15 protein-coding genes are annotated in these 19,527 nt (G+C 57.6%); 11 read left to right on the top strand and 4 right to left on the bottom strand.

The annotated features are described in order from the left end of the window. Positions 1-143: 143 nt before the first annotated feature. Complete coding sequence (locus J4E63_RS09930; RefSeq protein ID WP_207281791.1) at positions 144-1,061, bottom strand: LysR family transcriptional regulator; 918 nt, start codon at positions 1,059-1,061, stop codon at positions 144-146. A gap of 125 nt (positions 1,062-1,186) precedes the next feature. Between J4E63_RS09930 and J4E63_RS09925 the strand changes: the two genes are divergently transcribed. The 6 genes from J4E63_RS09925 (at position 1,187) to J4E63_RS09900 (ending at position 6,943) form a co-directional block, all read left to right on the top strand. Next, on the top strand, positions 1,187-1,945 hold the full coding sequence (locus J4E63_RS09925; RefSeq protein WP_207281790.1) for a 5-oxoprolinase subunit PxpA: 759 nt from the start codon (positions 1,187-1,189) through the stop codon (positions 1,943-1,945). Positions 1,946-2,039: 94 nt separating this feature from the next. Further along, complete coding sequence (locus tag J4E63_RS09920) at positions 2,040-2,285, top strand: acetyl-CoA carboxylase (RefSeq protein ID WP_207281789.1); 246 nt, start codon at positions 2,040-2,042, stop codon at positions 2,283-2,285. Between the two features lie 10 nt (positions 2,286-2,295). Further along, the gene (locus J4E63_RS09915; RefSeq protein WP_192260555.1) at positions 2,296-3,669 is read left to right on the top strand and encodes an acetyl-CoA carboxylase biotin carboxylase subunit; all 1,374 of its coding nucleotides are present in this window, start codon (positions 2,296-2,298) and stop codon (positions 3,667-3,669) included. After that, positions 3,666-4,538 carry an allophanate hydrolase subunit 1 gene (locus J4E63_RS09910; protein ID WP_192260554.1) on the top strand — a complete coding sequence of 291 codons (873 nt, stop codon included), beginning with the start codon at positions 3,666-3,668 and terminating at the stop codon, positions 4,536-4,538. Before J4E63_RS09915 ends, J4E63_RS09910 begins: the two co-directional genes overlap by 4 nt. Next, on the top strand, positions 4,535-5,509 hold the full coding sequence (locus J4E63_RS09905; RefSeq protein ID WP_207281788.1) for a biotin-dependent carboxyltransferase family protein: 975 nt from the start codon (positions 4,535-4,537) through the stop codon (positions 5,507-5,509). Before J4E63_RS09910 ends, J4E63_RS09905 begins: the two co-directional genes overlap by 4 nt. A 111-nt stretch (positions 5,510-5,620) precedes the next feature. After that, complete coding sequence (locus J4E63_RS09900; protein WP_192260552.1) at positions 5,621-6,943, top strand: cytosine permease; 1,323 nt, start codon at positions 5,621-5,623, stop codon at positions 6,941-6,943. Positions 6,944-7,183: 240 nt separating this feature from the next. Here J4E63_RS09900 and J4E63_RS09895 read toward each other — a convergent pair whose 3' ends face one another. Genes J4E63_RS09895 through J4E63_RS09885 form a run of 3 tightly spaced genes read right to left on the bottom strand, consistent with a single transcriptional unit; the run spans position 7,184 to position 11,166 of the window. Next, complete coding sequence (locus tag J4E63_RS09895) at positions 7,184-8,104, bottom strand: homocysteine S-methyltransferase family protein (protein ID WP_207281787.1); 921 nt, start codon at positions 8,102-8,104, stop codon at positions 7,184-7,186. Further along, positions 8,101-9,162: a glycine betaine ABC transporter substrate-binding protein gene (locus J4E63_RS09890; RefSeq protein WP_207281786.1), complete on the bottom strand. Its 1,062-nt coding sequence runs from the start codon at positions 9,160-9,162 to the stop codon at positions 8,101-8,103. The genes J4E63_RS09895 and J4E63_RS09890 overlap by 4 nt, the downstream gene beginning before the upstream one ends. Positions 9,163-9,165: 3 nt before the next feature. Continuing rightward, positions 9,166-11,166: an ATP-binding cassette domain-containing protein gene (locus J4E63_RS09885; RefSeq protein WP_310650698.1), complete on the bottom strand. Its 2,001-nt coding sequence runs from the start codon at positions 11,164-11,166 to the stop codon at positions 9,166-9,168. A gap of 673 nt (positions 11,167-11,839) precedes the next feature. Between J4E63_RS09885 and J4E63_RS09880 the strand changes: the two genes are divergently transcribed. From J4E63_RS09880 to J4E63_RS09860, 5 genes are all read left to right on the top strand, one after another. Beyond that, the gene (locus J4E63_RS09880) at positions 11,840-13,369 is read left to right on the top strand and encodes a DUF2235 domain-containing protein (RefSeq protein ID WP_207281784.1); all 1,530 of its coding nucleotides are present in this window, start codon (positions 11,840-11,842) and stop codon (positions 13,367-13,369) included. A gap of 141 nt (positions 13,370-13,510) precedes the next feature. Then, entirely contained in the window at positions 13,511-13,957 is a 447-nt protein-coding gene (locus J4E63_RS09875; RefSeq protein ID WP_207281783.1) for a hypothetical protein, read from the top strand. Positions 13,958-14,190: 233 nt separating this feature from the next. Next, positions 14,191-15,684 carry an alpha/beta hydrolase gene (locus tag J4E63_RS09870; protein WP_259333682.1) on the top strand — a complete coding sequence of 498 codons (1,494 nt, stop codon included), beginning with the start codon at positions 14,191-14,193 and terminating at the stop codon, positions 15,682-15,684. 120 nt (positions 15,685-15,804) lie between these two features. After that, complete coding sequence (locus tag J4E63_RS09865) at positions 15,805-17,508, top strand: VPA1262 family N-terminal domain-containing protein (protein ID WP_207281781.1); 1,704 nt, start codon at positions 15,805-15,807, stop codon at positions 17,506-17,508. Further along, positions 17,505-19,445 (top strand): hypothetical protein, encoded by a 1,941-nt coding sequence (locus J4E63_RS09860; protein ID WP_207281780.1) that lies wholly within the window; start codon positions 17,505-17,507, stop codon positions 19,443-19,445. Before J4E63_RS09865 ends, J4E63_RS09860 begins: the two co-directional genes overlap by 4 nt. Positions 19,446-19,527 lie beyond the last annotated feature (82 nt).

Here is a 19,527-nt window from a genome sequence, read left to right as displayed (position 1 = left end):
GCGGGCGCTGGCGACGGTTTCTGGATCAAACCGGTCATTCACGACGGGGAGAAACTGCCAAAATCTTCCCGTCACAACAGACCGGAAATGGCCCAACGCTCTCATCGTAAATCCACAAAAAGAGGGCATGCTTTTCGCCGTTTTCAGCGTCGCGCAGACAGCTGTTGTGGCGCCAAAAATGCATCGTGGAAATAGTTACGAAACGCCTGCATCGCCGGGCTGAATTCGCGCTCGCGATGCCACGCCAGTCCGACACTCATCGGCGTCACCTCGTCGGTGACTGTCAGGGTTTCGATGCGTTTTCCTTCCAGTGACCAGGGGCGGTGCACCAGGTCCGAGAGGATTGCCACGCCGCTGCCATTGGCGACCATGCTGCGCACCGCTTCGACTGAACTGGTACGCACCCGCACGTTTGGCTGTTGATGCGCATGTTCCCAGTAGCGCATGGCGCTTTGTTCGGCTTCGTCGACGGTCAGCAGGATGTAGGGTTCTTTCGCGACGTCGGCGAGGCTGACCGCCGAGCGTTCGCACAACGGATGGCGGCTGGGCAGCCATAACCGCCGTTCGGAGTTGAAGAGAATCTCTGAAACGATGTCCGGGTGCGTGAGGTTGGCGGTGAGCACCACGGCCATATCAAAACGACCGTCCAACAAGCCTTGCTCAATCGCTTGCCGTTCCTGTTCATGGACTTCAATGGCCACGTCCGGATGCCAGTGTTCCAGGCGCTGCAAATGGTGCGGGAGGAAATAACCGATCACTGTGTAGCTCGCCGCCAGGCGCAACACGCCGCTGGCGCGGATGTCCGGCAACGGGCTATTCAACGCGTCATCGACGCTGCGCAAAATCACGTAGGCCCGATTCAAAAAGTGCCGCCCGGCGTCAGTCAGGCTCATGCCCTGGGCCGAGCGCTGGAACAACAGCGTGCCAAGGAGGCCCTCCAGTTCCTTGATCGCCGTGGTCACCGCCGACTGGGAAATATTCAGATGAATCGCGGCTTGAGAGATTTGCCCGATCTCGGCGGTGGCGACGAAATAGCGGACTTGGCGCAGGGTCAGGGACATGAGCACTCCAGGCGACGACGTATCTGTTTTTCAGAAGATGACCTATCTGATAATAGATCTTCCCAAGGGGTTGGGAGGAATCTAACTTGGCCTCCACGAAGTCACAAGCGTCGGGAGCAAGCGTCATGCAGGCAGTAGACTTCAACTCGGACATGGGCGAAGGCTTTGGCCCCTGGACCATCGGCGATGGCGTCGACAATGAGCTGATGGGCTTTATCAGTTCGGCCAACATCGCCACCGGTTTTCATGCCGGCGACCCTGGCACCATGCGCCGCACCGTCGAGCAGGCCAAGCGCCTGGGCGTGGCTATCGGCGCGCATCCGGGGTTTCGCGACCTGGTTGGTTTTGGCCGTCGACACATCAATGCGCCGGCCCAGGAACTGGTCGACGACATGCTCTATCAGTTGGGCGCCCTGCGTGAACTCGCCCGGGTTCAAGGCGTGGCCCTGCAACACATCAAACCCCACGGCGCGCTCTACATGCACCTGGCCCGAGACGAAGAGGCCGCCCGTTTGCTGGTGGAAAACCTCCAGCGCCTGGAGCCGGAGTTGCTGTTGTATTGCATGCCCGATTCGGTGATCTGGCGGGTTGCCACGGAACTCGGCCAACCGGTAATCCGCGAGTTCTACGCCGATCGCGAATACGACCTCAGCGGCTCCATCGTCTTCACCCGCAACGTGCGGGCTTACGACCCGGCCCACGTCGCCGAGCGGGTGCTGCGTGCTTGCCAACAAGGCGTGGTGCGCACCGTCGAGGGCGAAGACCTCGCGATTGAATTCGATTCCATCTGTTTGCACAGCGACACGCCGGGTGCCCTGGCGTTGGTCGAAGCCACGCGTCATGCACTTGATGGCGCAGGCATAGAGGTCCGAGCACCGCGCTGAGACCGAACGAAAACACCTGGCCCACAGACGCCAGGGTTTGCCCACCGATTCACTTTTTGCCTGCCTTTCTACAATTATTCCAAGAGGAACAGACATGGCTGAACACACTGTAATCACCCCATTGCCGGGGACCTTCTACCGCAAAGCCACCCCGGGATCGGCGAACTTCGTCGAGGTCGGCGCGCAGGTCAGCGCCGACACGGTCATTGGCCTGATCGAGGTCATGAAGCAGTTCTCCGAACTGACCGCCGGGACGGCTGGTCGCCTCAGTGCCTTTTTGGTAGAAGACGGTGATCCGGTGGAGCCGGGTCAAGTCGTCGCAACACTCGACGACAAGTGAGGGGGCGATCATGACCCAAGCCATTCATAAACTGCTGGTCGCCAACCGTGGCGAGATCGCCGTGCGGATTATCCGCGCCGCCAAAGAACTGGGCATTCCCACCGTTGCTGCGTGCAGCGAGGCGGACGTCGATTCCCAGGCCGCGCGCATGGCCGATGAGGTGCACATTCTTGGCCCGGCCCGTGCCGACAAAAGTTACCTGAACGTCGAGGCCTTGCTCGGCGCCTTGAAAGCCACGGGCGCCAACGCGGTGCATCCCGGCTACGGCTTTCTGTCGGAGAACGCCGATTTCGCCGAAGCGGTGGTGGCTGCCGGCGCCATATTCGTCGGCCCGAGCGCGGAGACGATCCGGCGCATGGGCGATAAAGCCGAGGCACGGCGTACCGCACAAGCCGCTGGCGTGCCGGTGGTGCCGGGGTCGCCGGGTGAACTGTTCGACGTCGAGTCGGCGCTGCAGGCGGCTCAATCCGTTGGCTTCCCGTTGTTGATCAAAGCTTCGGCCGGTGGCGGCGGGCGCGGTATTCGACTGGCGGAAAACGCCGAGCAACTGAGCGAAGAATTTCCCCGCTCCCAGCGCGAAGCCCAAGCGGCGTTTGGCAATGGCGCGGTGTATCTGGAGCGGTTTATCAGCCGGGCTCGGCATATTGAAGTGCAGGTGTTGGGCGACGGTCGGCACGCGGTGCATTTGTTTGAGCGCGAGTGTTCGCTGCAACGGCGCCGGCAGAAAATCTTCGAAGAAGCGCCGTCGCCAGTCCTCAGCCAACAGCAACGGGAAAACCTCTGCGAAAGCGCCGTGCGCCTGACCGAATCGTTGGGCTACAAGGGCGCCGGCACCCTGGAATACCTGTACGACGACACCACTGGCGAGTTCTTCTTTATCGAGATGAACACGCGGATTCAGGTGGAGCACCCGGTCAGCGAACTGATCACCGGCATCGACCTGGTCCAGGCCATGTTGCGCATCGCTGGCGGCGAGCCGTTGGGCTTCAAGCAAAGTGACATCCGACTCAACGGCGCCGCCCTGCAAATGCGCCTGAACGCGGAAGACCCGGCGCGGGATTTCTTCCCGAGTCCAGGCCTGGTCGAGGAACTGATCTGGCCGAACGGCGCGGGCATTCGCGTCGATACGCACCTGTATCAAGGCTACCGTGTGCCGCCGTACTATGACTCGCTGCTGGCCAAACTGATCATTCACGGTGCGGATCGCACCGAAGCCCTGGCCCGAGCGCGAATGGCGGTGGCGCACACCACGCTCACCGGCATGGCCAACACCTTGGCGTTGCACGGTGAATTGCTGGAACAACCGTGGTTGCACAGCGCCGACTTTCACACCGGCACTCTTGAAACCTGGCTGGCCGAGCGCCGCAGCGGAGGTGAAGCATGAGTACTCCCATCCGCTACAGCTTTGGCGCCGATGAGCATTTGTTTGCCGAAGTCAGCGACAGCATGTCCCTGGACGCGTTCTTCAAAGGCTTGGCCGTCACCCGCGCCGTGGAACAGCTGGCGCTGGATGGCGTGCTCGATATCTGCCTGGCCAACGCGTCATTCCAGATTCGTTTCGACCCGGATCGCATCGCCCCTCACACCTTGCTCGAAGCGGTAAAAATCGCCGAGGCCGGGGCCGTTGCCGAGCGCACGTTGCAGACGCGGATTATCGAGATTCCGGTGCTCTACAACGATCCCTGGACCCACGAAACCCTGATGCGTTTTCGCGACCGCCATCAAGACCCGAGCGCCACGGACCTGGAATACGCCGCACGAATCAACGGTCTGGCCGACGTCGATGCATTCATCGCGGCCCACAGTGGCGCGCCGTGGTTTGTCTCGATGGTTGGCTTCGTTGCCGGGCTGCCGTTCATGTTCCAGATGGTCGAGCGCGAGCGCCAGTTGCAGGTGCCCAAGTACCTGCGCCCGCGCACCGACACACCGAAATTGACCCTTGGTCACGGCGGTTGCTTTGGTTGCATTTACTCGGTGCGTGGTGCCGGCGGTTATCAGATGTTTGGCGTCACCCCCGCGCCGATCTACGACCCGCAACAGAACCTCGCGTACCTGAAAGAACACATGGTGTTTTTCCGTCCAGGCGACATCGTGCAGTTCAAACCGATGGACCGTGAAGCCTACGACCACGCGGTGGCCGACGTGGAAGCCGGTTGCTTTGATCTGCGGATTCGGCCGGTGGAGTTTTCGCTGGACGCGTTCCTCGCCGATCCCGTTGGCTACCCCAAGTCGTTGCAGGAGGTGTTGGCATGATCAAGGTCCTCAAACCCGGCCTCGCCACTTCGGTACAAGACCTGGGCCGCGAAGGGTATTACCACTTGGGCATTCCGCCGTCCGGCGCGCTCGATCAATACGCCTTGAGCGCGGCCAATCAATTGGTCGGCAACCCGGCAGGTCTGGCGGTGCTGGAATGCACGCTGCTCGGGCCTGAGTTGGAGTTTCAGCAGGATGCATTGGTGGCGGTCAGCGGCGCGCACATGACGCCACGGGTCGATGGCGTGGAAATGCACCACGACACTGCGTTCACCGTGAAGGCCGGGCAAGTGCTGCGCTTTGACTTTCCCAAGGCGGGTGCCCGCGCTTATGTGGCGGTAGCCGGCGGCATTGATGTGCCGGTGGTGCTCGGCAGTCGCTCCACCTATACGCTCGGCGCGCTCGGCGGCTTTCAGGGGCGACGCCTGATTGCAGGCGACGAATTGCCGATAGGCATCGCCAGTGGAAAGAGCCGCGCCGGGGCCAGTTTGCCCATGGTGTTACGGCAATCATTGGGTGGCGATATCACCCTGCGGGTGGTGCCCGGTTTGTACTACCACCGCTTGAGCGAATCGGCGGCGAAGAGCTTTTTCGCCGAGCCGTGGACGGTCGGTTCGGAAGCCGACCGCATCGGCTATCGCTTCAAGGGCGGCAGCGCGCTGAGTTTTCAGCCCCGGGAGCAGCCGTTCGGCGCCGGTTCCGATCCGTCGAACATCGTCGACAGTTGCTACCCGATCGGCTCGATCCAGGTGCCCGCCGGGCTCGAACCCATCGTGCTGCACCGTGATGCGGTGTCCGGTGGCGGCTACGCGATGATTGGCACGGTGATCAGCGCCGACCTCGATTTGATCGGCCAGATGCAACCCAACCAGAAGGCCCGCTTTGTCGCGGTAACCCTCGAAGAGGCGCTGCAAGCGCGACGTTCCTATAAGAAAAAACTCAGCTACCTGAGCAAGCTGTTCCCTTCCTGACTCTGCCCGCCGTCTAGCGCGGGCCATGCCAAACGGTACGCCAACGCCGCACTTCGGTGCGGTGACGGCTGCCCGCGCTTCAACCTTTGATTGGTTTTGGAGTTCACGCATATGGCTGCTTTATCGCAATCGAGTCAAACCGGGCAAGACCCGGCGCATCATCCTGTTCCCACCGAAGCGCGCATGGGTCGACTGTCCCTGACCATGGCCTGGTGGGCGGTATGCAGTGCAATGTTTTACATCGTGGTGGGGGCTTCATTGGCGTTGTCGTTCGGTGCGCGCAATGCGCTGATCGGCATGGTCTTGTCGGTGATCAGTTATGGACTGGTCAACAGCGTGCTAAGCCGCTTTGCGGTTCGCAGCGGTTTGTCGGTGGCGTTGTTTTCACGGCTGTTGTTCGGCAGCACCGGAGCGAGCCTGGCGACGTTGATTTTCTTCTCGACCGCGATCTATTACGCGGTGTTCGAAGGTTCGGTGATCGCCGTCGCGCTCAATCACCTGTACCCGGAACTGGTCTATCCACTGGCGGCATTGGCAGTAGTGCTCTACAGCGTGCCAATGATCCTGGGCAGCGTGCAGCACTGGTTGGACAAGCTCAACGGCGTATTGCTGCCGGTGTACCTCGGTGGTTTGCTGGTGGCGGTGGGGCTATCGATCAGCCGTTATGGCTACCAGCCGCAATGGCTGGATTTCGGCCCGGCAACGCCTAGTGCATTCGGCTGGTGGGATTGTTTTGTCGCCTACATGGGCGTCTGGGTGTTGATGCTGTTCACCTTCGACTATGCGCGTTTCGGCAAGCCTGAAGACGCCGAGTACCACGGTCGCTGGAACTTCGGCATGCCATTCTACGCGGTGACGTTTCTGCTCAACGGCGCGGCGGGCATTTACCTGGTCAGCAGCATTCCCCACGAAGGCGCGCTGAACGAAGTCTCGGTGGTGATGGCGATTTTGCAGTTGATGGGCCTGTGGGGATTGCTGTTTGTCTGGGCCACGCAAACCCGGATCAACACCGCCAACTATTACTTGGCGACCCTGAACATGCAGGCGTTCTTTGGTCGATTTGGTCTTCGCGGTTCGTACCTGATGTGGGCAGTGGCAGTGGGAGTGATCGTCTACGGTTTGATGCTCGCGGACGTGTTTGCCTACATCCTCAAGGCGTTGGCCTATCAGGGGATTTTCGTGGTGGCCTGGGTGGGTGTGGCGTTGGCGCAAATTGTCTACGGACGCAGTGACGTGGCAGCGCTCGAACGGGTGGTCGCGTTTAACCCGGTGGGCTTGACGGCCTGGTTTGGCGCCACCGCATTGGGTCTTGCGTTGATGTTTTCCGGCGGCGGCCTGAGCAGCTTTTCCGCGCCATCTACCGTGATAGTTGCGTTTGCCTTGCAAGCAGGCTTGTCCCATCGAAGCCGGTTGCGGATACGGTTGGCAGAGTAGAGTTTTGCAGTCACTCATCCCTTACCCGCCTGCTCTAACAAGGTAGAGCAGGCAATGGGAAGCTCATTACGAATTCGCTGATGGGTCCACCGCACAGTGTCGCAGTCCGGCTGACAGTGAAGCTATAGCGTTCCTGCTAGTGACGTACCCCGAACGACTAAACTGAAAGGCCGGCATTAAGTCAGCTGAGCCAGGGCATCGGGGTCGGGCTTTCAACCACCAGGTCTTGGCGAAAATCGATCATGCACCGACAACCTCTTCGTTTGGCAGCAGATGCTCATGCAACTGCGCAATATGTTCAGGCCCGATACCGCAGCATCCACCGACAATACTGGCACCCGCCGCTACCCAGGTTCTGGACCAGTGCAGGTAGGATTCAGGGCCCAGGTCGCGGCGAATCTCCAGCAGCGTGCTGTTGGCCTTTGCCTCTGTGCTGACAGGCGGAAATGCGTTTGCGTAAACCCCCAGCTCGATGCTTTGATCGAGGCGCAGAAGGACATCCCGCGCCACCGCCAGCGCCGCCGCCATGACTTCCGGCTGGCTGCAATTGAACAGCACCGCCCTCGCCCCCAATTCGACCGCTACGTGTACCGCCTGGGCGACTGACTCCGAGGAACGCAATCGCGGTGGCTCGCCGGCTTCATCAAGCAGTGTGAACGACAGCCAAAGCGGTTTCGATTCTGCGCCAAGCGCCTCGACGACTGCCCGGACTTCAGCGATGGAACTCTGGGTTTCCGCCAGCCACACATCAACGTGCGCCTGCAATCCGGCGATGAGCTCGCGATGGATCACGACCGAACGTTGATGATCAAACAAGTCAGGTCGATACGACCCCAGGGCGGGAGGCAGGGAGCCGGCCACCGTGACCGGCTCGGTGCTGCCGGCCGCCGCCTGACGAGCCAGGCGTCCGGCCCGTTCGGCCAGCGCACGGCCCTGCTCGGCAAAGCGCTCATCGCCGATGTGAAACGGCACCACCGCGTAGCTGTTCGTGGTGACGATTCGCGCACCGGCCTCAATAAATGCCTGATGAGCCTGCAGCACATAGTCAGGCGCCTCGATCAACGCGAGGGCCGACCATTCCGGCTGGCGAAACGGTGCCCCGATACGCTGCAATTCGCGACCCATGCCGCCATCGAGCAAACGCAAGGACGCCTGGCTCATTGGATCGCGCTCACTTTCGGCGCCGAGGCGGCGAGCCATTGATCGACGATGGCGCTGTTCGCCTGTACCCACGCCTTGGCCGCGACGTCAGCCGGCTGTTTTTCCTTTTCGATCTTCAGGATCAGGTCATTGAGTTGCGCCGGATCGATAGCAACATTGCGCAGGAACTCGGCAATTTTAGGTGCGCGTTTCTGCAAGGCAGTGGACGCCAGGACATGCACCTTGGCATCCGGGAAGGCGCAGGTGATCTGACTCTTGTTCAGCCAGTCCGGGTCGACGGTCGGACTGATGAATTTCCAGCAGCCATCAGCCTTGTAAAGCGGGTCATCTTTTTTATTGTCCTGGGCGTAACCGTCGAATGCCGGCTCCTCCAGGCGACGCAGGTCAAAGGCCGAAAAGATCCAGTCCGGGGTGTAGGCATAGAACACCACGCCACGTTGCGCCTTGTAAGCCGAGGCGAGTTTGGCGTAGGTCACCGAGGCTTCGGTGGACACCGACTCGAATTTATCGGCAAACCCGTAATCCTTGGCCTTGATCTGGCCGATGTAAGTCGACTCCCAGCCCGCCGGCCCTACCAGCAGTTCAGCCTTGCCGCCGCCCAGTGGTTCGAAGAGCTTGGCCACTTCCGGTTTTTTCAGATCATAGATGGATTTGACCCCGTACTTATCCTGCAGATAACCGGGAATGTAAAACCCTTGTTCACCCGCATACGGGTGAGTGTTCGGCACCAATGACCGGGTGCCGCCAGTCACGTACTTGGCCCAAGCGGCCGATTGATTGGGCAGCCAGATGTCCGTCAGCACATCCACCGAGCCATCGCCTTTCGCCGCGGCACTGAACAGTACTGCGACATCCCCTGCCAGATACGACACATCGCCATCCAGGCGAGTATTAATCACCTCGCCGAGGATATGCTGAATGGCGATAGCCCCTGTCCAGTTCTGCTCGCCGATGACTATCTTGTCCTTGGCCATGACGGCGGCAGGAAGGATCACTGAGGCCAGCAGCGCAGCAGCGCCCAGGTTGCGGAATAGGTGTTTCTTCACGATTAGCCTCATTGTTCAGTTGTGCAAATGATCTTGCTTGCGCAAGCTCGATTGAATGATTCGATCAGGGATCAGTGCGCACAGGACGATCGCCACACCCGCCAGAACCCCCTCGCCCCCCTTGATGTTGCGCAACGCCGTCATGACGTCATAACCCAGACCGCCAGCACCGATCAGGGCGGCCACCACGACCATAGATAGGCTCATGACGATGGTTTGATTGATCCCCAGCAGTAGCGAGCGGCGAGCCAGGGGCAGTTGCACCTTGATCAGGGTTTGCCAAGGGCTGGCCCCATGGGCAACCGCCGCTTCGACGGCATCCTTCGGGACTTCCTGGATACCCAGCGACGTCAGGCGAATCATCGGCGCCAGGGCGAAGATCACGGTCGCGATCACCGCGGGAGTCTTGCCGACAGAGAAGAACGCCACCGCAGGAATCAGGTACACGAACGTTGGCAGGGTTTGCATGACATCCAGCAAGGGTGTGATCAGACGCCGTACAAGCGGGCGCTTCGCCAGCAGAATGCCGGTTGGTACACCGATGGCCAGGGCAATCAACACCGACGAGCCGACCAGCGCCAACGTCGCGATGGTTCGCTCCCAAAAACCGAACACCCCGATGTACACCAAGGCAGCGCTGCTGCTCAGCGCCAGCGCCAAGCCGGCCGAACGCCACGCCAGAAACACCAGGGCCACTGCCGAAACTGACCAGGGCAACCAGCCCAACAGGTTCTCGACACCTTCAATGACAGTACGAACGGCAACGATCACGCCAACGAAGGCGCTCTCGAACGTCACCTGCGACCAGCCGATGAATTCATCAATGCTCTGTGCCGCCAGCAGCAGCGCCTGGCGATTGGCCGGGAACTGCAACAGTACGTGGGTGGTATCAGGCGTAAACACCCGCCAGATCACCAATGCCTGACTGACCAGCAGTACAACCAACGGCAGCCCCCAACCCGATACGTTGCGCCGCACAGGCTGGCGGCTCAACGAGAACGCAGTAAAGCGACTGGCCGCGAACACACTCACAGCCGCCAGAATCGCTAGCCATGACTGACTGACAATGCCTTGGCCAGCAACCGCCAGCGCTGCAAGCTCAGCAGCGAAGCCAAGCCAGAAAAGACCGCCCTTGCCCCGCGCAGCCAGCGCTGCCGGCCCCAGCAGCAGGGCTTGCCAGCCACGCGAGCCAGGGCTGGCGGACTGCTCGCGAGGAGCAGATTCGGGGGCCTGGAGCGGAACGCTGTCGACGCTGCGCAACGGTGAAGGGGTCGGGGTGAAATCCCGGAAAAAGTCCCCAACGTCGTCGTCAACCGGCTGCTCGATCAACTGTTTGGGAGTGCCCAATTGCACCAGGCGGCCGCGACGCAGAACCGCAATTCTGTCAGCAAGACGTACGGCTTCCGCCGGGTCGTGGGTGACCAGCAATGTGCTGATGCCGCGCTCACGCACCAAGGCCAAAAAATGACTTTGCAGATCTCGCCGGATGGTCGGGTCCAGCGCACTGAATGGCTCGTCCATCAGCAGGATGTCCGGATCTGTCACCAATGCCCGCGCCAGGCCAACCCGTTGCTGCATGCCACCGGACAGTTCATGGGGATAATGCTCGCCCCAACCCTCCAGGCCTACCGCCTGCAACTGCAGGGTTGCCGCCGAATGACGAACCAACTCGGGTTCGCCCCGCAGCTCGAGGGGCAACGCTACGTTGTCCAGCACCGTACGGTGAGGCAACAGGCCGAAATGTTGAAACACCATCCCGATGCGCTGCGATCTCAATTCGCGCAATGCCTTGTGGCTCAAACCGCTTATGGCCTGCCCTTCGATCAAGACCTCGCCACTCGTGGGTTCGATCAAGCGATTGATATGCCGCAGCAACGTAGACTTGCCACTTCCGGATGTCCCCATCAGGCACAGAACCTCCCCACGACGCACCTTCAAGCTGACATTGCTCACGGCCGGCAGCACTGGAGAGCCTTTGCGCAAATAGGCTTTGGTGACGTCTCGCAGTTCGAGCACAACATCGCCCTCATTTGCTTGATCGCTGGCGGGTTGCGCAGGCCGTTGAGATGAATCGATCCAGGCAGTTGCCAAAGAGGTTTGAATAAGCGTCACAGGAGCTCCGGGCAAGCGTACCCTGGGAGGCGATCAAGGCGCTCGCCCCAGAATAGGAAATTGGCTGAGCCCCAGGCCATGACCCGAACACGGTTAGCCTGAAGCAAAAAAACGCTGCGCGTGCGGCACGGCGCCTCTTGCTGAATAAAGCTAATCGATCTTAAAAAGCAAAAATAAATATCTTTTTGGAATTAGCTTAGGCCCGCTTTCCCCGGTCTATCTGCCTCTGATCTAGAGTCACAAATAATCAAAAGGCATCAACAAATAAAAAACACGTATTTATCGTTATAAAAATATCTGAGTAGTCTCAGGCTCTGTACGAAATCAGATGAAACTCATTTGACAACCCTGAAGACTCGGGAAAAGTAAATAGCCCCCATTTTTTATGAGCGTGTCATATTCCAATGTTCGAAACAAAATCTGTTGAGTGAACTGTGTTTCAACTACGTAACACTCCGCCAGCAAATAATAAAAAACTTTTTTTAAATTAGGCATATAGCTTTTTCCCCGTTTCCATACTTGACGCACTTACCGAACTGGTTTTGACTTCACTAACCACTGAAGCGAGGACCCTGCTATGGCCAACATCGTAATTTGCTGCGATGGTACTTGGAATACACCTGACCAGCTCGACAAAGGCGTACCAGCCCCCACCAACGTGGTCAGACTGCACAACGCCGTTGCAGCAACCGATGCCAAAGGGACTCCTCAAGAAAAGTACTACCACCCAGGCGTGGGGACCTCCGGCAAGTGGTGGGACAAGGCGATTGGTGGCGGCACCGGAGCCGGATTGGATGACAATATAAAAAGTGCCTATCAGAAACTATGCTACAATTACAAAACAGACGCCGACATCTATCTGTTCGGCTTCAGTCGCGGCGCATATACGGTGCGAAGCCTGTGCGGTTTCATCACCAGTTGTGGGTTGTTGAAGATCGCTGATTTAGAACCTGCCGAAGTTTGGAGGCGAATAGATCAATTATTGAAACGTGGCTACCGACGCAAACTTGAAGACCGTGCAGACTGGGATGACTTGGGTTGGAAGTTTCACAACAAGACGAGCGCCAGCATTCCGATCCGCTTCCTTGGTGTGTGGGATACCGTTGGTGCATTAGGTATTCCGGACGATATGGCTTTGCTCAACTTGCTCGACGACCGCAACCGTTACACCTTCCACGATACGACTTTGCATAACTCGGTAAAGACCGCTCGACACGCAGTGGCCATGGATGAACGTAGAGCGACGTTCCAGCCAACTTTATGGACCGAAGTGCCAACCGACCAAGACATGAAGCAGTTGTGGTTTCCAGGGGTGCATTCAGACGTTGGTGGTGGCTATCACGAAAACGGCCTGGCAGATGGCGCCTTGCAGTGGATGATCGAAGAAGCGTCCTCGTGTGGGCTACAGTTCAATAACGCGATCAATCAGATCAAACCTGATTACCACGACATGATGCATGACTCCTGTGACGGCGTTTTCAGCCTGCTGCCAACCCAGCCGCGTAGCATCGCCAACCTCGTCGCACAACCTGATCGCTTTCACGACTCCGCGCTGAAACGCCAAGACGATCCGCCTATAACCCAATACCCCTATCGACAGTCGCGCCTCATCGCACCGAAACCGCCGGTGTCGCTGGATATCTCGGCACGTTCGCCTTGGAACGAAACGGGTCTATGGCTGGAAGCGGGCGTGAGCTACACCTTCAGTGCATCCGGCGAATGGCTGGACAGCGCCATCAGCTGCGGCCCCGACGGCACCGATGACGGCAACTTCCAGCCAGCGGAAGTTGCACACTTGGTAGCCAGTGCGTTGGGGCAGGTGGAATCCTGGTACGGCAGGCTCTTCAAAAACAGTGATGCCAATTTCCGCTTTACTAAACGTCACGAACAGTACCCCTGGTTCTGCCTAATGGGCGCGATCACAAACGGCGACGGCGTGGATGCCAAGGGTTATTTGATCAAGCCCGAGAGTTTCAAGATCGGCAAGGGATGCAGCTATGTGCCAAAGCGCTCGGGGTATTTGTATGCGTATGCCAATGATGCTTGGAACTGTTATGGCAATAATCGTGGACACGTGGCGTTGAGATGGGTGGTTAAAAAACCTTGAAACAGCATTGTTTGCAGTTTTGTACTCGGTCTTAGAGAGGTGCTTGCCCAAAGACAAGGACTTATAGGGTGACAAGGAACCTTATACGACACGCCATCGCTACAGGGCATGTCGCCTGATATCAGTTAAACGGGAGTTGAAATGGATACGCCAGACTTTCTTAAAGAAGAATATCTAACACTTCGCAAAGAAGTGGAAGCGGCTGTCGCCGAATTAGCCTCCCTGGAACGGAATGCAATACTTGCCATTGCCGCCATTTATTCCTGGCTTGTAACTGCAAAGTTGGCCATCCCATTTTCATATTTGGCGTGGAGCATTCCGATACTGGTCTCGCTGTTCAGTGCTTTACGTAGCTTTAATGTTGGCCAACATTTACAACGCCTTAGCACCTACATAAAGAAAATAGAAATAGAAGTTTCACAAAGCAATCAACATGCAAAAGGCTGGGAACATTTCCATAGCGAGAAAACAAAGAACAAATACAGAACAAAAATAACCTTTGCGTTCTGGCTGTGTTTAATACTGGTAACATTGCTAGTTTTTATCATGGCTTGGCGTGATTGGATTACAGTCTTAAACGCTGGATAGCACTGACGCGCTACCTGAAAGATGGGGCTGTGCCCATCGACAAACTTTTTCAGACAAATCCTGAAGCGCGCCACCAGAGCTGAAAAGGCTGACTACAATCATTTTGACATCGCGCCGCGCTCGGCGGCTCAGGGAGAAAAATGATGCATAAGATTTGGCGATCTGGAGTGCCCGTTTTTGCCGCAGCAGTATTGCCCGTCCTGATAAGTGGATGCATTTCGACCGAGCGAGTCATGGCCCCGTATGAGGACGCGCTATCGCTGGATAGCAGCGACGCGGTGAAATTTCACAGCATGCTCTACTTCCCTTCTGGCACCGCGCTGCACTTCCCTGGCTACGTGGTAGCGCTGGAGAAAAGCCCACAAAAGATAATAGGCGGACCGAAGTTTAACGATAACGTGCGCTTTATTCATTCCGAGGCGGCGTACTTCAAGGGGGAGGAAGACACTCGATATAACACGGCCCATCACATCGAGCGATTCCAGACATTCGACAGCAAGGCCATGTTCGTCTCGCATATTCTCCAAAACGGAGTATTGCAGGACGACAGCGTGGAGGGTGACCCCTATCTGGCCAAAACTCACTGCTTTGTCTACAACGCCTATGCAGCCGATGCTCTGGCAGGAATACGCAAAGACTACGATCTCAAGAAAATCAATGACTGGCATGCCTGCCAGACCGCCCAGAATCTGGAAGTGACCAATCCGGCGCTCACTGATCTGTACGGCGAAAGCTCAAAGGCTCTCGATGCATTGGAAAGGAACCTGACTCAGGATCTGCGCAGCTCTCGCTATACCCACGTACTCATCGTGGTGATGGGCTGGAACACTGCTCAGGATGAGGCTATTCGCAACATCAACGATATTACCGGGAACATGATGGCTGCCGCGCAAGAAGCGCAAAACGCTCGACTAGATGATCAGGCGACTCGCCCCAAGTCCTTGAATATCGTAAACAGTCAGTTCCGCCCGCTGGTGATTGGCGTAACGTGGCCGTCATTTTGGTCCAATTCCTTCACTAATTTTTTCAGCTATGGCAACAAGGCTAACGACGCCGACGAAATCGGCCTGTCGTGGCTTAACAAACTCATCAACGAAACCGTGCCCGACGCGCTCGATGCATCGGGAAGCAAGGCCAAAGTAGTCGCTATCGGCCACAGCTTCGGAGCCCGAGCCATGACCCGCGCATTGTTCAGCTCGCCAGCGCTCAAGCCCAGTCAAACAGTCCCCGTCAGTAGGGTGGATCTGGCGGTGGGTTTGCAAGGTGCGGTGAGCATCAACCGTTTCATAGTGGGTAAAGGGATTGAAGGTGCGCCTTATCGCGACTTTGGCAAGTTGAGCACGACCCATATTGCACTGACTGCCTCGAAATACGATGGTGCCGCAGGCGGGCGAATGGTGGTCTGGTACGACCCTTCAGGCTCGATCAGCTCTTGGAAACTGGCCTGTGACACCCCTGACCCGGCAATGACAGCAACCTTCGAATGCCTGAAAGCCAGTGATACATCTGCAACACCTGGAGGCAGCTTCAGCCTGTGCAAGGCCGATGGCAAAGACTGCTCGATGTCGCCCACCAACCCAGGCAAGATTAGTTTTATCGACGCCTCTGAAGGCATCACCCAGTTCAACTCCCCCGGCTCTGGCGGCGGTGCTCATAGCGATATTTACCGGCTCCCAATGGGCAGGCTGCTATGGCGTCTTGTTGAAGAGTACGCTCTACAGCGTTGAACTGCCGCGCCGAGCCTTCCCTGCCGTGATGCTGCATTTGCTTGCTTCTACCAGACCGATGGCATATATGCATCACCTAGCCCCTATCAGGCATAGGATCCATCAGGAAGGCAGGACCAGATGTCAATCACCACCCCAAATGCGACCATCCTCGACGACGATTATCAATATGCCGTCGTCGACATGGCGTGCCTGTTTCATAACAACGCCTGCTACCTGGTATTCGCATCTGCACAGTTTTTCCCTGCCGAGCTTGGTGCGCCAGCCGAAGAACCGTCGACCAGCTACCCGGTCAAAAAATTGAAGAGCGGCAGCCGATTGGTGCGTCGCCGCTATGTCGTAACAGCCAAGCAGGCGCAGGCCTGGTATCACGACTGTCTCAGTGGTGAAGTACAATTGCTGATGGGCGATGAGCAACGTTACCGACTGCTGCACGAGAACCTGTTCCCCGAACCGTCATGGCCACATCTAGTGACCACGGAAGACTTCGTCGCGGTCAGTGACGTAGAAGGAGCACTCCGCGTGCACCACCTGATGCCCCACCACTGCCCGCCCATGATATCTCAGCTCTGCGACATCGAGCCGGCAGCAGTCTCGTGGCTGTGCAGCGAACTGGGTATCGATTTCCTGCGTCATCCTGAACAATTTGGCTCGGTACACCTGTTATTGCCGAATCCCGTCTTGCGTGATCTGCAGATCAGACTCCATGTCGATGAACAGGGCGTGGAAAAAACCGTACTGCGACTGTCGCCGAGACATAATCATTCGGTCAGAGGCCTGGAAGTCATGATGCTGGAGCATCGGCCTACGGGGATAAGCGCCATACAAACTGTCATTGCCGAGGGCTCGTACCTCGAAATACCCCATGCAGGGACAGCTGAGAAATTCGAGCTGTTCATTCGTTGCCCGGTAAGGGGTGTGTTGGTGTGGAAAAAAGACCGTAGCTACTGCACACAGATGAATTTCGGTCTTGAGGTCATCGGTACCCAAAAAGCGATTCAAGTCCCCGGCAAGGAAGGCCTCTCGTTCAACGTTGCGATCCGCGAGCGGGTTTCGGAACGTGTTGTGGGCAAAGCCGCTCGCGCTAACGGTATACCGGCGAGACTGCGCAAGGGACAATATGACCGCCGGCGAACATTGGTAGCCGAAAGCCAGGGACAAAAGTGGCTGCATCGCAACCAAGAAGAGGCCACAAGCTTCGTTCGTCAACTGATCGGTGAGGCCAAACATCGTGTATGGATCATCGACCCATACTTCGCCACGGCGGAGCTTTTCAGTTTCGCTGCTGCCACGGCCTATTTGAACACCGAAGTGACAATCCTCACCGGCGCGAGTACCGCAATGGCCAAGCCTGATGAGCACTACAAGGACAAGGAAGCCGGTGAGGCCATGCTGTTGAACATATCCCAAGTTGACATGACGCACATCAAAGTGCGCGTGATGACGGGTGCTATGCCAACGGTGCACGACCGGTTTCTGGTAATCGACAACGATGTCTGGTTCACCGGCAACTCACTGAACTCGCTCGGCGAACGTGCCGGCATGATGATTAAGCTCCCGGCACCTGAGCCGGTCATCGACAAGATCAGCCTGGTCCTGCATGACCCGGCCCGGACCAAAACCTTGGATGACTGGGTGCAGCATCGCTTGGCGACGCGCGAGTCTGCCCCCTGCTCAAAGTTCGTCAAACTGCTCCGTTGGGCACGCAAGCTCAAACGTGGGTCGCTTGGTATGCCTGGCCCTTCTTCGAGTGCCAAACCGTCTGCTTCGAGGCCTGCCAGCCAAACAGCGGAAATGGTCGTTGAAGCGGAGAAAATGCCATGATTGATCCACGCATTGCTGAAACTGACTATTACGTCAATCGATGTATCCAGGAGGATGAACTGGCACGCGCACTCTGTGAACAATCCTGGGTACCCTGTGCACGAGACGCCATTGCCGAACTGCTGAGCCAGTTTCTCGCCAACCTCAATGGTGACACCGAAGACATTCCTGAGAAGCTCCGCGATCACAGCCTGCTGCACCGACAAGCACTCGATAATCTAGACCTGCCAGAGCAGTCGAAGCATGGGATTTACACCGTGTTGCAGGCTCTTATGACGAATGACGCAGAGCGTGGCGAAGCCCTGATCATCGGCCTTGCCCTGGGAGACGCACTCCTTGCACGCGCGCAGTTCGCTACCGATATCGTGCCAGTGGCATTGCTGGCCAGACACGACTATCTACTCATCATCGGCTTCACCGAAGCGACCCAGGATGCTCTTGCGTCTACGGATCATCAGCTGTGGGATGCCTTGGAATCACTCATCGCCTATGAGAATCAGCTCTATGAGGATCCGGAGCACGTCCGTCACAAACATCGGATGGACCTGCTCAAGGGATGGCATCAGGAAACAGACATTCATGAACTCTGGCATCTGCATGCCTGGGGAATGAGCTATCTGGGCTCAGAAGTACTTTCTCTTTTGATGGCTGCCCGCCATGCCGATGCAAAACGCTTCCTGCAAATGGCCGAAAAGCTCACTGTTCCGACGCTTGCATCGGACATGCTCTACACATATGACATCCGTTACGATTTCGAGCATCTGCTTGCGTTGCTGAAAAGTGCCCCGAACGTCCGGAATGACGAAGGCGACTGGAACCGAAACATGATGGCTCCGCTACTGCTTGAGGTTGCCTTCCGATACCTGCAGGATCTGGGCAATCCACCAGGAAACACGGAGCCTACGGCAGATCTCGACGAAATCAGAATCAAGGTTCGTGCAATTCTGTCGGTGCTCCTTGCCCGCGCCGACGGTTATTACCTCTGCGTGAACTGGCTGGTACACCTGCTGAAGCCGCTTCACCGGGTCTGGGCCTCCAGATATGTGGACACGCTCATCGATGAATGCATTGCCCAATTGGCGAACCATGAGTTTCCAGCGACAACGCTGATCCTGCCTCCAGTACAACCACTGAAAATCGGGCTCCAGGATCTCAAACTGATCACGCTGGCTGACAAGGAAGACGAGCGCGCCTACTTTCACTTCTTCATTGCATTAATACTGCACAAGAAGATGCCCGTCGCAGCGGACTTACGCGAGGCGTTCGAGAGTCTTCTGGTTGCGGCCCGGAGCCAGTTCGGTTCATCGACTGGGTACAAATACAGTTGGCAGCATACGTTGGTCGCCGATCTCTATCTGAGCGATAAAGAGTCTGTAACCGATAGATGGAGAGTCGCATTCAACCGTTTCGCCTCGATGCTCAGACGTGATCGGCTGGAGCAGTCCATCAGGAAGGACTTCGGCGTCCCAAGCCTGTTCCTCGCAGGTGTGGGCATTGCCATGATTCGCAAAGGCACGAGCCCGGACGCCCCGCCTGCCCTTACGGCGCAGATGACCGAACTGTGGTCGGCGGTCTTCGAAGCCGCCTTCCACGCCCACGTCTGCTCAGACCCTTTTGATACCTGGGCCACTGTGATCGAAGACCTGTTTCGGTGTTATCCAAGCACCCAGAAGCTCCAGGAAGATGATCGGTCAGGCGCACTGCTGACTTACATCGACCGCCTGGGGTCAGATGACCGCTTGCTTACCTTGGCTATCACTGCACTTGGCACAGCAGGGCTAGACCTGGGCGAAATCACCGAAGACAACAGCCTGCAAAGCGAGATGGAAGATCGCATCACCAGGTACCTTGCATGGAGCCTGCAATTTGAATCACGGCAACTACCAGCTCAGTTGCGCAGTTACTGGCACAAAAGACGCCATCGACGAGTGTCTTGAGATCGCCAAGCCTGGCCAGTGTGCGTAACCGCCAAAAACGAAATCAGGACCCGAAGGTCCTGATTTCAATCGCTTACAGAAT

It is taken from the genome of Pseudomonas sp. FW300-N2F2, from assembly GCF_017351655.1.
In the GTDB taxonomy this organism is placed as follows: domain Bacteria; phylum Pseudomonadota; class Gammaproteobacteria; order Pseudomonadales; family Pseudomonadaceae; genus Aquipseudomonas; species Aquipseudomonas fluorescens_AA.
This window is presented reverse-complemented; position numbering and strand designations above follow the sequence as displayed.